The organism is Enterobacter chinensis (assembly GCF_034008295.1).
Classification (GTDB): Bacteria; Pseudomonadota; Gammaproteobacteria; order Enterobacterales; family Enterobacteriaceae; genus Enterobacter; species Enterobacter chinensis.
The window spans coordinates 81,337-97,521 of record NZ_JARDVI010000010.1 but is presented as its reverse complement, the minus strand read 5'-3'; the positions used below and the strand labels follow the sequence as shown (position 1 = coordinate 97,521).

Sequence of the window (16,185 nt, the reverse complement as noted above, 5' to 3'; positions counted from 1 at the left end):
CACTGCTGCCTCCCGTAGGAGTCTGGACCGTGTCTCAGTTCCAGTGTGGCTGGTCATCCTCTCAGACCAGCTAGGGATCGTCGCCTAGGTGAGCCGTTACCCCACCTACTAGCTAATCCCATCTGGGCACATCTGATGGCAAGAGGCCCGAAGGTCCCCCTCTTTGGTCTTGCGACGTTATGCGGTATTAGCTACCGTTTCCAGTAGTTATCCCCCTCCATCAGGCAGTTTCCCAGACATTACTCACCCGTCCGCCGCTCGTCACCCGAGAGCAAGCTCTCTGTGCTACCGCCCGACTTGCATGTGTTAGGCCTGCCGCCAGCGTTCAATCTGAGCCATGATCAAACTCTTCAATTTAAGTTTGATGCTCGTGAATTAAACTTCGTAATGAATTACGTATGTTCACTCAGAGACTTGGTATTCATTTATTGTCCGAAGACATTAAGAATCCATGTCACTTTGAGTGCCCACACAGATTGTCTGATAAATTGTTAAAGAGCAGTGCAACGCGGCTTTCGCTCACCGTTGCGAGGTCCCGTATATTACGTTTTCCTCATTCAGAGTCAAGTGATTATTTTCGCTTTTCTCTGTTGGCGTTCATCGCTGAACCCCGCTAACCCGGCGGCCTGTAAGCCGTTGTTCCGTGTCAGTGGAGGCGCATTATAGGGAGTTCTCAGACGTTGACAACCCCTCTTTTAAAAAAAACGTTCAACCGTCTCTTTTTTGCTCAAAACCGTGCTACAGCGCCAGTTTTTCGAGCGTTTCAAAGCCATAACGGCGTAAAACGGGTAAAAGTTGCTCAGTCTCTTTCGTGATTGCCATACAAAACGCGATATTCGCATCGGTAGATTTGGCATCCGGCGCTTCATGCTCCAGCAACCAGGCCGTACGGCGGGCGATAGCCGCACCGGAATCCACCAGGCGCGTCCCCTCCGGCAGTACCTCTAACAGCTCTTCCTGCAATAGCGGGAAGTGGGTGCAGCCCAGCACAACGGTATCCGGTGGTTCGGGCATCCGCAGCCAAGGACGAAGAATACGACGCAACTCTTCAAGCGATACCGCCTTTCCATGCAGCTTCGCTTCGGCCATCTCCACCAGCTCAGCCGAGCCGAGCATCGCAATCTGACATTCGTTAGCAAAACGATCGATCAGCTCGCGGGTATAAGGACGCTTTACCGTGCCCCGCGTCGCCAGCAAACCCACAATGCCGTTCGCCGTCAGGCGCGCGGCAGGTTTTATTGCAGGAACGACGCCTACAACCGGGAACGGGAATTTTTCACGCAGAGCAGGAAGGGAGACGGTGCTCGCCGTATTACAGGCGATGACGGCCAGCGCAAGGGGATAGCGCTTTTGTACCGCAGTGACGATTTCAACCACACGCTCAACAATAAAATCTTCGCTCTTTTCACCATACGGGAAAGCGACGTTATCGAAGGCGTAGATGTAATGGAGATCCGGCAGGAGATGCCGAATCTCATCATAGACCGAAAGCCCACCGACGCCGGAATCAAATACCAGCACGGTGGGACGCGGATTAGAAGGTGTAGCTGCCAGACAAGGTGTATTCCCGTCCTGCAGTTTGGTAGCCATAAACTGTCTCGTAATCTTTATCGAACAGGTTGGCTATTTTACCACGAACTGTGAGGTGTGAGGTGACAGGATACGAAACTGCGACATCCCACAGACTGACACCGCCCATTTTCACGCGTTCTGATAAATAGGTGTCTGGATCAATCGCAACATCATAGCGGGTGCCCAGGTAACGGTAGGCAAGGTTCCAGTCGAGATCCCATACCTGCCAGTCAAGCTGATACTTAACCTGCTGCTTAGAACGGCGGGCCAGCACTTCGTTGGTTTTGGCATTACGCGGGTCGACATAATCATAGGAAATCTGATGTCCAACCGGGCCAGTATCAAACTGTGCGGTCGCTTCCACACCTTTAATACGTGCTTCGTCAACGTTGTAGTAGCGATACGTATGCGGATCGCTGCTAATTAGATTATCAATGTCATTGCGATAACCTGTGATACGCCAGTTGACCGGTCCCGTCAGGCCTTCAAAGCCCCCTTCCCACTGCTTACTCTCCTCCGGTTTAAGGTCCGGATTACCGTAAGAGGCACTGTGGATCTGGCTCATGGTAGGTGCTTTAAAAGCGGTACCGTAGGAGGCAATCACGCGATAGCCATCCACAAACTCCCACGCTGCGCTGGTTTGCCATGTGCCATGGTTGCCAAAGTTGGAGTTGTCGTCATTACGCGCCGCCGCTTCCAGCGTCACGCTGTTGAACTGCTGCATCGCCGAGATGAACACGCCGGTATTACGTTGCTCGTAACCTTTATCCAGGTAGCCCGTTCCGGCCTGCGTCTTCTGCTTTTGCCAGTCCAGACCTGCGCCGATGTTGCCATGGCCGACTTCTACGGTGTTGAGCCATTGGGTGGTGTACTGCTTCACGTCATCCATGGTGGCGGAATCAGCGTAACGCCCTTTCTTCGGATCATAGTTCTGATCTTTACTGCGGCCGTAACCCGCCACCAGCTGTGACTGGAAAATCCCCTGGTTGTAACGCAGACCGGTATCCCAGTTCTGACTGTAGAGCTGGCGAGTATCAGGTCGTCCATCCACCATAAAGTTGGCGTCGTAATGATCATAACCGTCATACGCCGTACGGTTATCGTATCCAAAGCCACGGAAGAACCCGCTCACGCTGTCGGTAATCTGCTGTTCCACGGAGCCGTACAGCGATTTACTCATAAAGCCATCGCGGTCAGGCTGGCGCGGCGCATCCTGGGCAGCAATATCAAAGCCACGGGTATAGGTATAGTTACCCCCCATGGTGATTTTGGTTTTATCCAGCACCTGCTGGAAAGCGCCGTCATAGGTCTGATAACCCTTAGAGCCGACGCCCGCTGAGATTTCTGCACCCGGCTTGTCGCGTCCGGTGATGATGTTGATCACGCCACCAATCGCGTCGGAGCCATACAGGGCCGAACGCGGACCACGGATGTACTCAATACGCTGAATCAGCGAGGTCGGGATTTGGCTCAGATCGGGAACGTTGCTGATCCCGGCGTTATTCAAAGGAATACCGTCAATCAGCACCAGCACATGGCGAGATTCAGTTCCGCGAATAAAAGTCGAAGAGTTCGAGCCCATTCCACCGCTTTGCGCGATATCCACGCCCGGCAGACGTGACATGACTTCCACAACGCTTTTTGCCTGCCAGCGCTCAATATCTTCACGCGTCACCACGGACGTCGGTGCCAGAACAGTTTTTGCCGGTTGTTCAAAACGATTTGCCGTCACCACCAACGAGTCTGCGCTATCCTGCGCCCAGCCCGAAAATGCCGTGACGGACAACGCCGTCAGCAGCGATACTTTTTTAATCATTGTTAAAGCATCCACAATATAAGAAGGATGCCGCAGGCCTCATCGATAGCACGCGATGATGAAACCAAATGCGACGTGATCCCGGCAGGTCTTCGGGCTAGGTGGCTTTATAAGGATGAAGACTTCCCATTTTCACAGTGTCTACAACGCTCATCCCGCCAGTCTTTACCGCTGCGCGTCAGCTCCAGATTTACACTGGATTCCCTTTTCACTCTCAGGAGACCGGAAACAGAATGCTACAATTAGACACGTATAGATGTCCAGATAGCTATTGGCCATTAAATCTGGACATCCCCTGAACAATGCCTACAATCCCCGCGTAATTCTTTATCACTCAGGACGCATCATGACCCCAGAACACCTCCCGACAGAACAGTACGACGCGCAGCTGGCAGAGAAAGTTGTCCGCCTGCAAAGTATGATGACGCCGTTCAACGCGCCCGTTCCCGAGGTGTTTCGCTCTCCTGTCAGCCACTACCGTATGCGCGCCGAATTCCGCATCTGGCATGACGGGGATGACCTGTATCACATCATTTTCGATCAGCAGACGAAATCGCGCATTCGCGTGGACAGCTTCCCGGCGGCAAGCGAACTCATCAACCAGCTCATGACGCTGATGATGGAAGGCGTGCGCAATAACCCGGTACTGCGTCACAAGCTGTTCCAGATTGACTATCTGACCACGCAAAGCAACCAGGCGATTGTCTCCCTGCTGTATCACAAAGCGCTTAATGACGAGTGGCGCGAGCAGGCGGAAACGCTGCGCGATACCCTGCGTGCGCAGAACATCAACGTTCATCTGATCGGCCGCGCGACAAAAACCAAAATCATGCTGGATCAGGATTACGTCGACGAGCGTCTGCCGGTGGCGGGTAAAGAGATGGTTTATCGCCAGGTGGAAAACAGCTTCACACAGCCAAACGCCGCGATGAACGTGCAAATGCTGGAATGGGCGCTGAAGGCAACGGAAGGGTCAACGGGCGATCTGCTTGAGCTCTACTGCGGTAACGGCAACTTCTCTCTGGCGCTGGCACGTAACTTCGATCGCGTTCTGGCCACGGAAATTGCCAAACCGTCGGTCGCTGCCGCGCAGTACAACATTGCCGCTAACCATATCGACAACGTGCAGATCATTCGTATGGCGGCGGAAGAGTTTACTCAGGCCATGAACGGCGTGCGGGCGTTTAACCGTCTTGAAGGGATCGATTTGAAAAGCTACCAGTGTGAGACGATATTTGTCGACCCGCCGCGCAGTGGCCTGGACAGCGAAACCGAAAAGATGGTGCAGGCGTATCCGCGTATTTTGTACATCTCCTGTAACCCGGAGACGCTGTGCAAGAATCTGGAAACGTTAGGCCAGACGCATAAGGTTGAACGTCTGGCGCTGTTCGATCAGTTCCCGTATACGCATCATATGGAGTGCGGTGTACTGCTCACGGCAAAATGACAGAGGCTTTGTAGGGCAGGTAAGCGAAGCGCCACCTGCCAAAAAGCCGGATGGCGCTTCGCTTATCCGGCCTACAAAACTCTTCTTTACTCCGGCAACTGGCTCTTACGGCTACGCATGCGCGAGCCAATCCAGAACACCAGCGCCACAGACAGTACCGCAGGCAGGAAGTTAGAGCCGATATCCGGATACTCCGCGCGCACCACCGTGCTATACAGCAATACACCCAGAATAAAGCAGGCTGCGGCCAGTCCCGGTAACCCGACCGGCATTGTGCGGTTCAGGTAACGTTGATGCAGGCAGTAAACCGTCAGCACCAGTGCAATAAGCGGGAAAATCGAAAACGGAACGATTGAGCTAAAAATAGCGGCAAACGTACCGTTAATGGATAAGCCAGCGATCAATGCCAGCAACAGCGTCCCTTTATCCTGACCTGACTGTTTCATTACTCACCTTCACTCTTCGGTTTGATGTGCCAGTTTCTCTTGTTCACGGCGATACCAGTAGTACGCACCTTTGGAGATCATCCTGAGCTGCAATACCAGTCGCTCTTCGAGGTGCTTACGTTGTTCAATGCTGACATCCAGCGCTTCGGCACCTGCGCTGAAAACAATCGTCACCATCGCCTCGGCCTGTGCTTCAGTAAACGCACGCGGCATATGGTTTTCGAGTTCAAGATAGTCGGCAAGTTCCGCGATGAAGTGCTGAATTTCACGCGCGACGGCGGCACGAAACGCCGCCGATGTGCCCGAACGCTCGCGCAGAAGCAGACGAAATGCGTTGGGGTTATTGCCGATAAATTCCATAAAGGTCGAGACGGAGGTACGGATCACGCTGCCCCCTTTTGCAATCCGCTGACGCGCCTGGCGCATCAGCTGACGCAGCATCAGGCCGCTCTCGTCGACCATGGTCAGACCCAGTTCATCCACATCACGGAAATGACGATAGAAGGACGTTGGCGCAATCCCGGCCTCGCGTGCGACTTCGCGCAGGCTCAAACTGGCAAAACTCCGCTCAGCACTCAGTTGACTGAATGCGGCTTCCACCAGCGAACGCCGGGTTTTCTCTTTTTGTTGTGCTCTTACGCCCATCACGATAGTTGAATCCTTCCAAAGGCCTGATGGCACTATACCAGAGAATAAAATTAATCTGTTTGCTCAGCTTTGTGAATGATTGTTTACGTGCGGTTTGTGCTCCACTGCCGGAAAAAAGCACAACGATAATTGGGTTACTCTGGCAATGATGTTATGATTCTGTTGCTTTTATGTATAAGAACAGGTAAGCCTTGCCATGCCACATTCCTACGATTACGACGCAATAGTTATTGGTTCCGGCCCCGGCGGCGAAGGTGCTGCTATGGGTCTGGTGAAACAGGGAGCCAGAGTAGCGGTCATTGAGCGCTACCATAATGTCGGCGGCGGTTGCACCCACTGGGGCACCATCCCTTCCAAAGCCCTCCGCCACGCCGTTAGCCGCATTATCGAATTTAACCAGAACCCTCTTTACAGCGACCACTCCCGACTTCTTCGTTCATCCTTTGCTGATATCCTGAATCACGCGGATACCGTCATTAACCAGCAAACACGTATGCGTCAGGGATTTTATGAGCGTAACCACTGTGAAATTTTGCAGGGCAACGCACATTTTGTGGATGAACACACCCTGGCGCTCGAATGCCACGACGGTTCAGTTGAAACCATCACGGCTGAGAAATTTGTGATTGCCTGCGGTTCTCGCCCGTACCATCCGGCCGATGTGGACTTCTCGCATCCGCGCGTCTACGACAGCGACTCCATCCTGAGCCTGCACCATGAACCACGCCACGTCATTATCTATGGCGCGGGGGTGATTGGTTGCGAATATGCGTCGATCTTCCGCGGAATGGAGGTCAAAGTTGACCTGATCAACACCCGCGATCGCCTGCTGGCGTTTCTCGATCAGGAGATGTCAGACTCTCTCTCCTACCACTTCTGGAACAGCGGTGTGGTGATTCGCCACAACGAAGAGTACGAGAAGATTGAAGGCTGCGACGACGGCGTAATCATGCACCTGAAGTCCGGCAAGAAGCTGAAAGCCGACTGCCTGCTGTATGCCAACGGCCGTACCGGCAACACCGATTCACTGCAGCTGCAAAATATCGGTCTAGAGACCGACAGCCGTGGTCAGCTGAAGGTCAACAGCATGTACCAGACCGCGCTGCCGCACGTTTACGCGGTCGGTGACGTGATTGGCTACCCGAGTCTGGCTTCTGCCGCTTACGACCAGGGCCGCATTGCAGCTCAGGCGCTGGTGAAAGGCGAAGCGACGGCGCATCTGATTGAAGATATCCCGACGGGCATCTATACCATCCCGGAAATCAGTTCTGTCGGGAAAACCGAGCAGCAGCTGACGGCCATGAAGGTACCTTACGAGGTGGGACGTGCGCAGTTTAAACATCTGGCGCGGGCGCAAATCGTGGGGATGAGCGTGGGTACGCTGAAGATCCTGTTCCATCGCGAGACGAAAGAGATCCTCGGGATTCACTGCTTTGGTGAACGCGCCGCGGAAATCATTCATATCGGGCAGGCAATTATGGAGCAGAAAGGTGGTGGTAACACCATTGAGTACTTCGTTAACACCACCTTTAACTACCCGACCATGGCGGAAGCCTATCGGGTTGCGGCACTAAACGGTCTGAACCGCCTGTTTTAACGCGCTGTCAAAATGGCCATCCATGGAACTACGGATGGCCTCTGCCAGCTGCTCATAGCGGCTGCGCAGCGGTGAACCCGGACGATACACCAGGCCAATGGTACGACGCGGCTCCGGCTTAATGCACGGCAGATAGACCACGCCATCACGTTTACGCTCGCGCGGTACCGCCAGTGCAGGCAACAGCGTGATTCCACTTCCCGCTGCGACCATATTACGCAGCGTTTCCAGGCTGGTTGCGCGGAAATGGGTATCCTCATCAGCACCCGCTTCGAAGCAGAAGCCCATCGCCTGATCGCGCAGGCAGTGGCCATCTTCCAGCATCAGCAGCTTTTCACCGGCCAGATCGGACATCGGTACGCGATCGCGGTTCGCCCACGGGTGATCTTCATAAATCGCCAGCATCATCGGCTCATCGAACAGCGGCACTTCAATAAAGGCTTCACTCTCTTTCACCAGCGCCAGAATGGCGCAGTCGAGCTTGCCGCTGTCCAGCTGTGCCAGCAGCTGATGCGTTTGCGCTTCATGCAGATACATTTCGAGTTTCGGGAACGTCTGGTGCAGCATAGGAATGATTTGCGGCAGCAGATACGGGCCAACGGTTGGGATCAGGCCAATATGCAGTGGGCCTGACATCGCCTCCCCCTGCTGGCTTGCCATTTCCTTGAGCACTTTGACCTCGCGCAGCACGGTGCGCGCCTGATCCACCAGCAGAAGACCTGCCTGTGTGAACAGAACCTTACGACTGGTGCGCTCCAGCAGCATCACGCCCAGCTCGTCTTCCAGCTTGCGGATCTGACCGCTCAGCGTGGGCTGGCTGACGTGGCAGGAATCTGCCGCGCGGCGAAAGTGACGATGCTCGGCTAACGCTACCAGGTATTCAAGATCACGAATATTCATTATTCATCCTCCGTCGCCACGATAGTTCATGGCGATAGATAGCATAGCAACGAACGATTATCCCTATCAAGCATTCTGTTGAATAATACGCCACATAGACGAGGCGGCACGTGTTTGACCCTTGACGTCCCCGCACCGTCAGCGAGTTTCTCTCAAAACTCGAACAACTAAAGCCAACGTGAACTTTTGCGGACCCCGTGGTCCGCTTTTTTTTGCGTAAAAAAGCCCGGGATAAAAGCAAAATGGCAACCGAAGTTGCCATTTTTAGTGTTTGCTCCCTCTCCCGTGGGAGAGGGCCGGGGTGGGGGCACCAGCCCACACGGTTCAAACCAACCGGTTTTTCGCATCCGCAATCGCCTGCGCCACCTGCTTAGGCGACACGCCGCCTTTCGCTGCACGCTTGTCCAGGCAGGACTGCAGCGCCAGAATCGGATACACATCATCCCCGATAACCGCGCTGAACTTCTGCAGATCGGCAAGCGCCAGATCTTCCAGAGGTTTACCCTGACGAATCGCTTCTACCACCGCTTCGCCCACAATATGGTGCGCTTCACGGAACGGAACGCCTTTCGCCACCAGATAATCTGCCAGTTCGGTAGAGTTCGCATAGCCCTGCTGCGCCGCTTCCTGGCAGCGCGGACGTTTCACCTGAATGCCGTCCAGCACCAGCGCGCCCATATGCAGACAGTCCAGCCAGGTGTCGAGCGCGTCGAACAGCCCTTCTTTGTCTTCCTGCATATCTTTGTTGTATGCCAGCGGCAACCCTTTCAGGGTCATCATCATGCCGGTCAGCGCGCCCTGTACACGGCCACACTTACCGCGGATCAGCTCCAGCGCATCCGGGTTTTTCTTCTGCGGCATAAGTGAAGAGCCGGAGGTCACGCGATCGGACAGCTCGACGAAGCCCGCTTCGCCAGAGTTAAAGAAGATCAGGTCTTCAGCGAAGCGCGACAGATGCACCATACCGATAGACGCATTTGAGAGCAGTTCCAGCACGTGGTCGCGGTCAGAGACGCTGTCCAGGCTGTTACGGGTGGCGGAGGCAAAGCCCAGCCAGCCTGCCAGCTGTTCACGGTCGATTTCATACGCCGTACCGGCCAGCGCACCGCTGCCCAGTGGGCTCACGTCCAGACGCTTCAGGGTATCCTGCAGACGGCTTTCATCACGCGCCAGCATCTCCACGTAGGCCAGACACCAGTGCGCAAAGGTCACCGGCTGCGCGCGCTGCAGATGGGTATAACCCGGCATCACCGCGTCCTGATTATTCTGTGCGGTTTCCACCAGTGCGCTCTGCAGCTGACGGTTGGCCGTCAGCAGTTCGCCAACGGTATCTTTACACCACAGCTTCAGGTCGGTAGCGACCTGGTCGTTACGGCTACGGCCTGTATGCAGCTTTTTACCCAACTGACCGACTTTGTCGATCAGTTTGCTTTCCACCCAGCTGTGAATATCTTCGGCATCGCTCTGCAGGATTTGCTGCGGATCCAGACGCACTTCTTCCAGCAAATTATTAAGCGCCTCTTCCAGCTGCAGCTGTTCCTCTGCGGTCAGCACGCCTACCGTCACCAGCGCTTTGGACCAGGCCACAGAGCCGACGATATCCTGTTCGGCCAGGCGGTAGTCGAAGCGCAAAGAGTCGTTGAACTGTTTGAAACGCTGATCCGCTGCCTGTGTAAAACGCCCACCCCAAAGTGCCATAACATGCTTCCTTTATTCGTTAGTTCCGCCGGGTGGCGCTACGCTTACCCGGCCTACGGTCATTCAATAAAAACTTAGGCTAAAATACGCGTGCCAATCGGCGTGCCGTTAAACAGCGCCGGGAGCTGCTCCGCGTGACGCCATGAGGCGATATCCACCGGGCGACCCAGCGTGCGCGCAGCGTCCAGCGCCGCATTCACTTTGACGATCATGCCATCGGTGATAATGCCCTGATCAATCAGCTGCTCGGCTTTTTCCGCGGTCATTTCCGCAATGCGCTGACCTTTACCGTCCAGAATACCGCTCACGTCGGAGAGCAGGATCAGATCCGCACCCAGCGTTGCCGCCAGCGCAGTCGCCGCCTGGTCAGCATTGACGTTCATCAGGTCGCCCTCTTCGGTCACACCGATAGAGCTCACCACCGGCAGGAATCCGCCTTCCAGCAGCGTGTTAATCAGCTTAGGCGAACCTGGCTGCGCCAGTCCAACATGGCCGAGCTCTTCGTCGAGCTGGGTCACTTTTACGCTGTCGCCATCGCCCAGATAGAGGCCAACAGACGCGATATGGTGTTTCTTCGCCCAGGACAACAGAGTTTTGTTCGCCGTACCCGCCAGCGCGCCGGTGATGATGTCAATCTGGTCGGCAGGCGTCACGCGCAGGCCGTTTTTCTTTTTCACCGGCAGGTTGAGCCCTTTCATCAGCTCATCCACCACGCAGCCGCCGCCGTGCACAATCACCAGCGGACGTTGATGTGATTCGCGATAGTTAACCAGCGCGGTAAACAGACGCTCCAGCGCTTCTTCGCTGTCCAGCAGTACACCACCGAGTTTGATAATTAATGGGTTCATCATCACACCTTAAATAAGAGCCTGCGTTTCAGGGAAGCCGAAACGAATATTTGCACACTGCATTGCCTGCGCGGCAGCGCCTTTGAGTAAGTTATCTTCTGCGGCCACCACAATCAGGTGTTCGCCCTGCACGGCAAAGCCGATATCGCAGAAGGGCAGGCCGACCACGTTTTTCAGCGCCGGCACGCCTTTGTCGTACAGACGTACCAGCGGTTTATCCGCGTACGCCTGCGTGAAGGCCTCGCTCACCTGCTCTTTGGTCACGCCAGGCTTCATGCGGCAGGTAATGGTTTCGAGGATCCCACGCGGGAAGCTGCCCAGATGCGGCGTGAAAATCACGTCCGCGCCCAAATGGGTGGTGATTTCAGGGTGATGACGGTGATTAAACACGCCATACGGCTGAAGGCTCACTTCGCAGAAACTGTTAGAGATAGCCGCTTTGCGCCCTGCGCCGCTCACGCCGCTGGTAGCGTTGATCACCGGCCACTGGTTCAGATCCAGCAGACCGGCGTCGATCAGCGGTTTCAGGGAAAGCTGCGCCGCCGTTGGGTAGCAGCCCGGCACGGCAATCAGATCGGCTTCTTTCAGTTTGTCTGCGCTCCACTCCGCCAGGCCATACACCGCTTTTTCAAGCAGCTCCGGATGCTGATGGGTGAAGCCGTAATATTTTTCGTAAAACGCGCCGTCGTTAACACGGAACGCGCCGGAGAGGTCGAACACCACGCAGCCGGCAGCCAGGAACTGTGGCGCCAGGTCGTGACTGACCTCGTGCGCGGTGGCTAAAAACACCACGTCGACGCCGTCGATGAACTCGCTGATGTCAGACATGGGCTGCAGCGGCAGATCGACCATGCCCTTAAGCTGCGGATGCAAATCGGAAATTAACTTTCCCGCATCATTGCTTTGCGCTGACACAGTCAAAGCGGTTATGGTCATATGAGGGTGACGATTTACGTAGCTTACAAGCTCTGCGCCCGCATAACCGCTAGCGCCTACAATCAGCGTATTCAACATCGGGTTCCTTTATGCTCAACGATAATGTATTTTTATTCACATTTATTGCATGAATATTGATACTATCACGACCTAAGGTGTGTCAACAATGAAAATGAACTTACCACCATTTATCGAGATTTACCGCGCCCTGATTGCCACACCGTCCATCAGCGCAACGGAAGAAGCGCTGGATCAGAGCAATGAGTCTTTAATCAATCTGCTGGCGGGGTGGTTCAGCGATCTTGGATTTAACGTTGAGGTTCAGCCCGTCCCCGGAACACGTCACAAATTTAACCTGCTCGCCAGCACCGGAACCGGTGCGGGCGGCCTGCTGCTTGCCGGTCATACCGACACCGTGCCGTTTGATGATGGCCGCTGGACCCGCGACCCGTTCACCCTGACCGAGCATGACAACAAGCTTTACGGTCTGGGCACCGCCGACATGAAAGGCTTCTTCGCCTTTATCCTCGACGCGCTGCGTGACGTGGACGTGACAAAACTGAAAAAGCCGCTCTACATCCTCGCGACTGCCGATGAAGAGACCAGCATGGCGGGCGCGCGCTACTTCTCTGAAAACACGTCGATCCGCCCGGATTGCGCCATCATCGGCGAGCCAACGTCGTTGCAGCCAATCCGTGCGCATAAAGGCCATATCTCAACCGCAGTGCGTGTTCTGGGCCAGTCCGGCCACTCCAGCGATCCGGCGCGCGGCGTCAACGCCATTGAGCTGATGCATGACGCCATCGGCCGTATCATGACCCTGCGCGACGACCTGAAAGAGCGTTACCACTACGACGCGTTCACCGTGCCGTATCCGACCCTGAACCTCGGTAGCCTGCACGGCGGCGATGCCTCTAACCGTATCTGCGCCTGCTGCGAACTGCACATGGATATCCGCCCGCTGCCGGGCATGACGCTGAGCGATCTCGACGGCTTGCTGAATGAAGCGCTGGCCCCGGTGAGCGAGCGCTGGCCGGGCCGTCTGACGGTCTCCGAACTGCACCCGCCGATTCCGGGTTATGAATGCCCGCCGGACCATCAGCTGGTCGAAGTGGTGGAAAAGCTGCTCGGCGAGAAAACCGACGTCGTGAACTACTGCACCGAGGCGCCGTTTATTCAGACGCTTTGTCCGACGCTGGTCCTTGGCCCCGGTTCGATCAACCAGGCGCACCAGCCGGATGAATATCTGGAAACCCGCTTCATCAAGCCCACCCGCGAACTGATTACCCAGGTTGTGCATCACTTCTGCTGGCATTAATGACGTTTCCCCCTCCCATCTGGGAGGGGAAAATCCCGCGATCTCCGTCACATTCCCATAAGCATCTCTTATCTGACGCGAAGCGAATTAAATTTCGTAAATTGTCCGCATTTATTCGTTTGCTGAACCGTTTTCGCAGCAATTGACGACGGGGGTTTTACGTGGCTTTATAAAGGGAGATGACAAAATAATGTCCAAAAGATTTTCGATTGGGCATAAACAAAAATGATGGGGTGACTGGGTTTTTATGAACGAACAATATTCCGCGTTGCGTAGTAATGTCAGTATGCTCGGCAAAGTGCTTGGAGATACCATCAAAGATGCGTTGGGGGAGAACATCCTCGACCGCGTTGAAACCATCCGCAAGCTGTCTAAATCTTCCCGTTCAGGTAACGAGGCCAGTCGTCAGGAGCTGCTTACGACGTTGCAGAACCTCTCGAACGATGAGCTGCTGCCCGTTGCACGCGCATTCAGCCAGTTCCTGAACCTGGCAAATACCGCTGAGCAATACCACAGCATTTCGCCAAACGGCGAAGCGGCCAGCAACCCGGAAGTCATTGCCCGCACCCTTCGTAAACTGAAAGACCAGCCAGACCTCAACGAAGCCACTATCAAAAAAGCGGTGGAGTCTCTTTCGCTGGAGCTGGTACTCACTGCTCACCCAACCGAGATCACCCGTCGCACCCTGATCCATAAAATGGTGGAAGTGAACAACTGCCTCAAACAGTTGGATAATAAAGACATTGCCGACTACGAACGCAACCAGCTAATGCGCCGTCTGCGCCAGCTGATTGCTCAGTCCTGGCACACCGATGAAATTCGTAAGCACCGCCCAAGCCCGGTCGACGAGGCCAAATGGGGCTTTGCGGTGGTGGAAAACAGCCTGTGGGAAGGGGTGCCTAACTACCTGCGCGAGCTGAACGAACAGCTGGAAGAGAACCTGGGCTACCGCCTGCCGGTCGACTTTGTTCCGGTCCGTTTCACCTCCTGGATGGGCGGCGACCGCGACGGCAACCCGAACGTCACCGCAGAAATCACCCGTCACGTCCTGTTACTAAGCCGCTGGAAAGCGACTGACCTGTTCCTGAAAGACATTCAGGTGTTGATCTCCGAGCTGTCGATGGTTGAAGCGACACCTGAACTGCGCACGCTGGCTGGAGAAGAAGGCGCCAGCGAGCCGTACCGTTTCCTGATGAAAAAACTGCGTGGTCAGCTGATGGCCACTCAGGCCTGGCTGGAAGCGCGCCTGAAAGGTCAGCGCCTGCCAAAACCGGAAGGCCTGCTCAGCCAGAACGAACAGCTCTGGGAGCCGCTCTACGCCTGCTATAAATCGCTGCAGGCCTGCGGGATGGGCATCATCGCCAACGGCGAACTGCTCGACACCCTGCGTCGCGTGAAGTGTTTTGGCGTGCCGCTAGTGCGTATCGACGTACGTCAGGAAAGTACCCGTCACACTGAAGCCCTGGGTGAGCTGACCCGCTATCTCGGCATCGGCGATTATGAAAGCTGGTCCGAAGCCGACAAACAGGCCTTCCTGATCCGTGAGCTGAACTCGAAGCGCCCTCTGCTGCCACGCAACTGGGAGCCAAGCAACGAAACCCGCGAAGTGCTCAACACCTGTAAAGCGATCGTGGATGCACCGAAAGGATCGGTGGCCGCCTATGTGATCTCCATGGCGAAAACCCCGTCCGACGTGCTGGGCGTTCACCTTCTGCTGAAAGAAGCCGGTATCGACTATGCCCTGCCTGTAGCGCCGCTGTTTGAGACCCTCGACGACCTGAACAACGCCAACGACGTCATGACCCAGCTGCTGAACATCGACTGGTATCGCGGCTTTATTCAGGGCAAACAGATGGTGATGATCGGCTATTCCGACTCCGCAAAAGATGCGGGCGTAATGGCAGCCTCCTGGGCGCAGTATCAGGCGCAGGATGCGCTGATCAAAACCTGCGAGAAAGCCGGTATCGAACTGACCCTGTTCCACGGACGCGGTGGCTCAATCGGTCGCGGCGGCGCGCCTGCTCACGCGGCTCTGCTGTCGCAGCCGCCGGGAAGCCTGAAAGGCGGCCTGCGCGTCACCGAGCAGGGCGAGATGATCCGCTTCAAATATGGCCTGCCGGAAGTGACCATCAGCAGCCTGTCGCTCTATACCAGCGCCATTCTGGAAGCGAACCTGCTGCCACCGCCGGAGCCGAAAGAGTCCTGGTGCCACATCATGGACGAGCTGTCTGATATCTCCTGCGATCTGTACCGCGGCTACGTGCGTGAAAACAAAGACTTCGTCCCTTACTTCCGCTCAGCCACACCAGAGCAGGAGCTGGGTAAACTGCCGCTGGGCTCGCGTCCTGCGAAGCGTCGCCCAACCGGTGGCGTAGAGTCTCTGCGTGCTATTCCATGGATTTTCGCCTGGACGCAAAACCGCCTGATGCTGCCAGCCTGGCTGGGAGCGGGAGCGGCGCTGCAGAAAGTCGTCGAAGACGGCAAGCAGAACGAGCTGGAAACCATGTGTCGCGACTGGCCATTCTTCTCCACCCGCCTGGGTATGCTGGAAATGGTCTTCTCAAAAGCCGACCTGTGGCTGGCGGAATATTACGATCAGCGTCTGGTGAAGCCTGAGCTGTGGGCGCTGGGTAAAGAGCTGCGCGAGCTGCTGCAAGGCGACATCAAGGTGGTGCTGGATATCGCTAACGATTCCCACCTGATGGAAGACCTGCCGTGGATTGCCGAGTCTATCCAGCTGCGCAACATCTACACCGACCCGCTGAACGTTCTGCAGGCAGAGCTGCTGCACCGTTCGCGCCTGGCGGAAGAAGAAGGGAAAGAGCCTGATCCACGCGTTGAACAGGCGCTGATGGTGACGATTGCGGGTGTTGCGGCAGGTATGCGTAACACCGGTTGATGCTTTATGCCCGGCGGCGCTACGCTTGCGCGGGCCTACGACAGGTAGGCCGGGTAAGCG

The 16,185-nt window shown here is 55.7% G+C and carries 12 protein-coding genes, 1 rRNA gene and 1 riboswitch; of the genes, 4 read left to right on the top strand and 9 right to left on the bottom strand.

Annotated elements, in window-relative coordinates; translation table 11 throughout:
- The 3 genes from PYW49_RS22730 to btuB form a co-directional block, all read right to left on the bottom strand.
- Positions 1–357, bottom strand: a 16S ribosomal RNA gene (locus PYW49_RS22730); the annotation flags it as partial.
- Between the two features lie 381 nt (positions 358–738).
- Complete coding sequence (gene murI / locus PYW49_RS22725; RefSeq protein WP_134347534.1) at positions 739–1,590, bottom strand: glutamate racemase; 852 nt, start codon at positions 1,588–1,590, stop codon at positions 739–741.
- The gene (gene btuB, locus PYW49_RS22720; protein ID WP_320387611.1) at positions 1,535–3,388 is read right to left on the bottom strand and encodes a TonB-dependent vitamin B12 receptor BtuB; all 1,854 of its coding nucleotides are present in this window, start codon (positions 3,386–3,388) and stop codon (positions 1,535–1,537) included. The genes murI and btuB overlap by 56 nt, the downstream gene beginning before the upstream one ends.
- 66 nt (positions 3,389–3,454) lie before the next feature.
- Positions 3,455–3,630, bottom strand: a riboswitch (cobalamin riboswitch).
- 104 nt (positions 3,631–3,734) lie between these two features.
- Here btuB and trmA point away from each other — a divergent pair.
- Positions 3,735–4,835: a tRNA (uridine(54)-C5)-methyltransferase TrmA gene (gene trmA / locus PYW49_RS22715; RefSeq protein ID WP_320387610.1), complete on the top strand. Its 1,101-nt coding sequence runs from the start codon at positions 3,735–3,737 to the stop codon at positions 4,833–4,835.
- An 86-nt stretch (positions 4,836–4,921) separates the two neighbouring features.
- Here trmA and PYW49_RS22710 read toward each other — a convergent pair whose 3' ends face one another.
- Both PYW49_RS22710 and fabR read right to left on the bottom strand, forming a co-directional pair.
- A complete protein-coding gene (locus tag PYW49_RS22710) occupies positions 4,922–5,281 on the bottom strand; it encodes a YijD family membrane protein (protein WP_042713638.1) in 360 nt (119 codons plus the stop codon).
- A gap of 9 nt (positions 5,282–5,290) precedes the next feature.
- Positions 5,291–5,929, bottom strand: a complete 639-nt coding sequence (gene fabR, locus PYW49_RS22705) for an HTH-type transcriptional repressor FabR (protein WP_134347537.1) — start codon at positions 5,927–5,929, stop codon at positions 5,291–5,293.
- Positions 5,930–6,125: 196 nt separating this feature from the next.
- Between fabR and sthA the strand changes: the two genes are divergently transcribed.
- Positions 6,126–7,526 (top strand): Si-specific NAD(P)(+) transhydrogenase, encoded by a 1,401-nt coding sequence (gene sthA, locus PYW49_RS22700; protein WP_063144398.1) that lies wholly within the window; start codon positions 6,126–6,128, stop codon positions 7,524–7,526.
- On the opposite strand, the gene oxyR is transcribed toward sthA, so the two are convergent.
- The 4 genes from oxyR to argC all read right to left on the bottom strand — a co-directional run bounded on the left by oxyR (position 7,500) and on the right by argC (position 11,986).
- Entirely contained in the window at positions 7,500–8,426 is a 927-nt protein-coding gene (oxyR, locus tag PYW49_RS22695) for a DNA-binding transcriptional regulator OxyR (RefSeq protein WP_134347538.1), read from the bottom strand. The genes sthA and oxyR overlap by 27 nt on opposite strands.
- Positions 8,427–8,750: 324 nt before the next feature.
- Positions 8,751–10,124: an argininosuccinate lyase gene (gene argH / locus PYW49_RS22690; protein ID WP_320387608.1), complete on the bottom strand. Its 1,374-nt coding sequence runs from the start codon at positions 10,122–10,124 to the stop codon at positions 8,751–8,753.
- Positions 10,125–10,198: 74 nt separating this feature from the next.
- Positions 10,199–10,975 carry an acetylglutamate kinase gene (gene argB, locus PYW49_RS22685; RefSeq protein WP_134347540.1) on the bottom strand — a complete coding sequence of 259 codons (777 nt, stop codon included), beginning with the start codon at positions 10,973–10,975 and terminating at the stop codon, positions 10,199–10,201.
- 6 nt (positions 10,976–10,981) lie between these two features.
- On the bottom strand, positions 10,982–11,986 hold the full coding sequence (gene argC, locus PYW49_RS22680; RefSeq protein ID WP_320387607.1) for an N-acetyl-gamma-glutamyl-phosphate reductase: 1,005 nt from the start codon (positions 11,984–11,986) through the stop codon (positions 10,982–10,984).
- Between the two features lie 88 nt (positions 11,987–12,074).
- Between argC and argE the strand changes: the two genes are divergently transcribed.
- Together argE and ppc are read left to right on the top strand one after the other, a co-directional pair.
- Complete coding sequence (gene argE, locus PYW49_RS22675; protein WP_023309677.1) at positions 12,075–13,226, top strand: acetylornithine deacetylase; 1,152 nt, start codon at positions 12,075–12,077, stop codon at positions 13,224–13,226.
- A 247-nt stretch (positions 13,227–13,473) separates the two neighbouring features.
- The gene (gene ppc / locus PYW49_RS22670; protein ID WP_320387606.1) at positions 13,474–16,125 is read left to right on the top strand and encodes a phosphoenolpyruvate carboxylase; all 2,652 of its coding nucleotides are present in this window, start codon (positions 13,474–13,476) and stop codon (positions 16,123–16,125) included.
- The last annotated feature ends 60 nt before the right edge of the window (positions 16,126–16,185 follow it).

Coding starts and splice junctions, on each gene's coding strand:
- sthA (WP_063144398.1), top strand. CDS start 6,126: ATGCCACATTCCTACGATTACGACGCAATAGTTATTGGTTCCGGCCCC.
- argC (WP_320387607.1), bottom strand. CDS start 11,986: ATGTTGAATACGCTGATTGTAGGCGCTAGCGGTTATGCGGGCGCAGAG.
- argH (WP_320387608.1), bottom strand. CDS start 10,124: ATGGCACTTTGGGGTGGGCGTTTTACACAGGCAGCGGATCAGCGTTTC.
- argE (WP_023309677.1), top strand. CDS start 12,075: ATGAAAATGAACTTACCACCATTTATCGAGATTTACCGCGCCCTGATT.
- btuB (WP_320387611.1), bottom strand. CDS start 3,388: ATGATTAAAAAAGTATCGCTGCTGACGGCGTTGTCCGTCACGGCATTT.
- PYW49_RS22710 (WP_042713638.1), bottom strand. CDS start 5,281: ATGAAACAGTCAGGTCAGGATAAAGGGACGCTGTTGCTGGCATTGATC.
- murI (WP_134347534.1), bottom strand. CDS start 1,590: ATGGCTACCAAACTGCAGGACGGGAATACACCTTGTCTGGCAGCTACA.
- oxyR (WP_134347538.1), bottom strand. CDS start 8,426: ATGAATATTCGTGATCTTGAATACCTGGTAGCGTTAGCCGAGCATCGT.
- argB (WP_134347540.1), bottom strand. CDS start 10,975: ATGATGAACCCATTAATTATCAAACTCGGTGGTGTACTGCTGGACAGC.
- trmA (WP_320387610.1), top strand. CDS start 3,735: ATGACCCCAGAACACCTCCCGACAGAACAGTACGACGCGCAGCTGGCA.
- ppc (WP_320387606.1), top strand. CDS start 13,474: ATGAACGAACAATATTCCGCGTTGCGTAGTAATGTCAGTATGCTCGGC.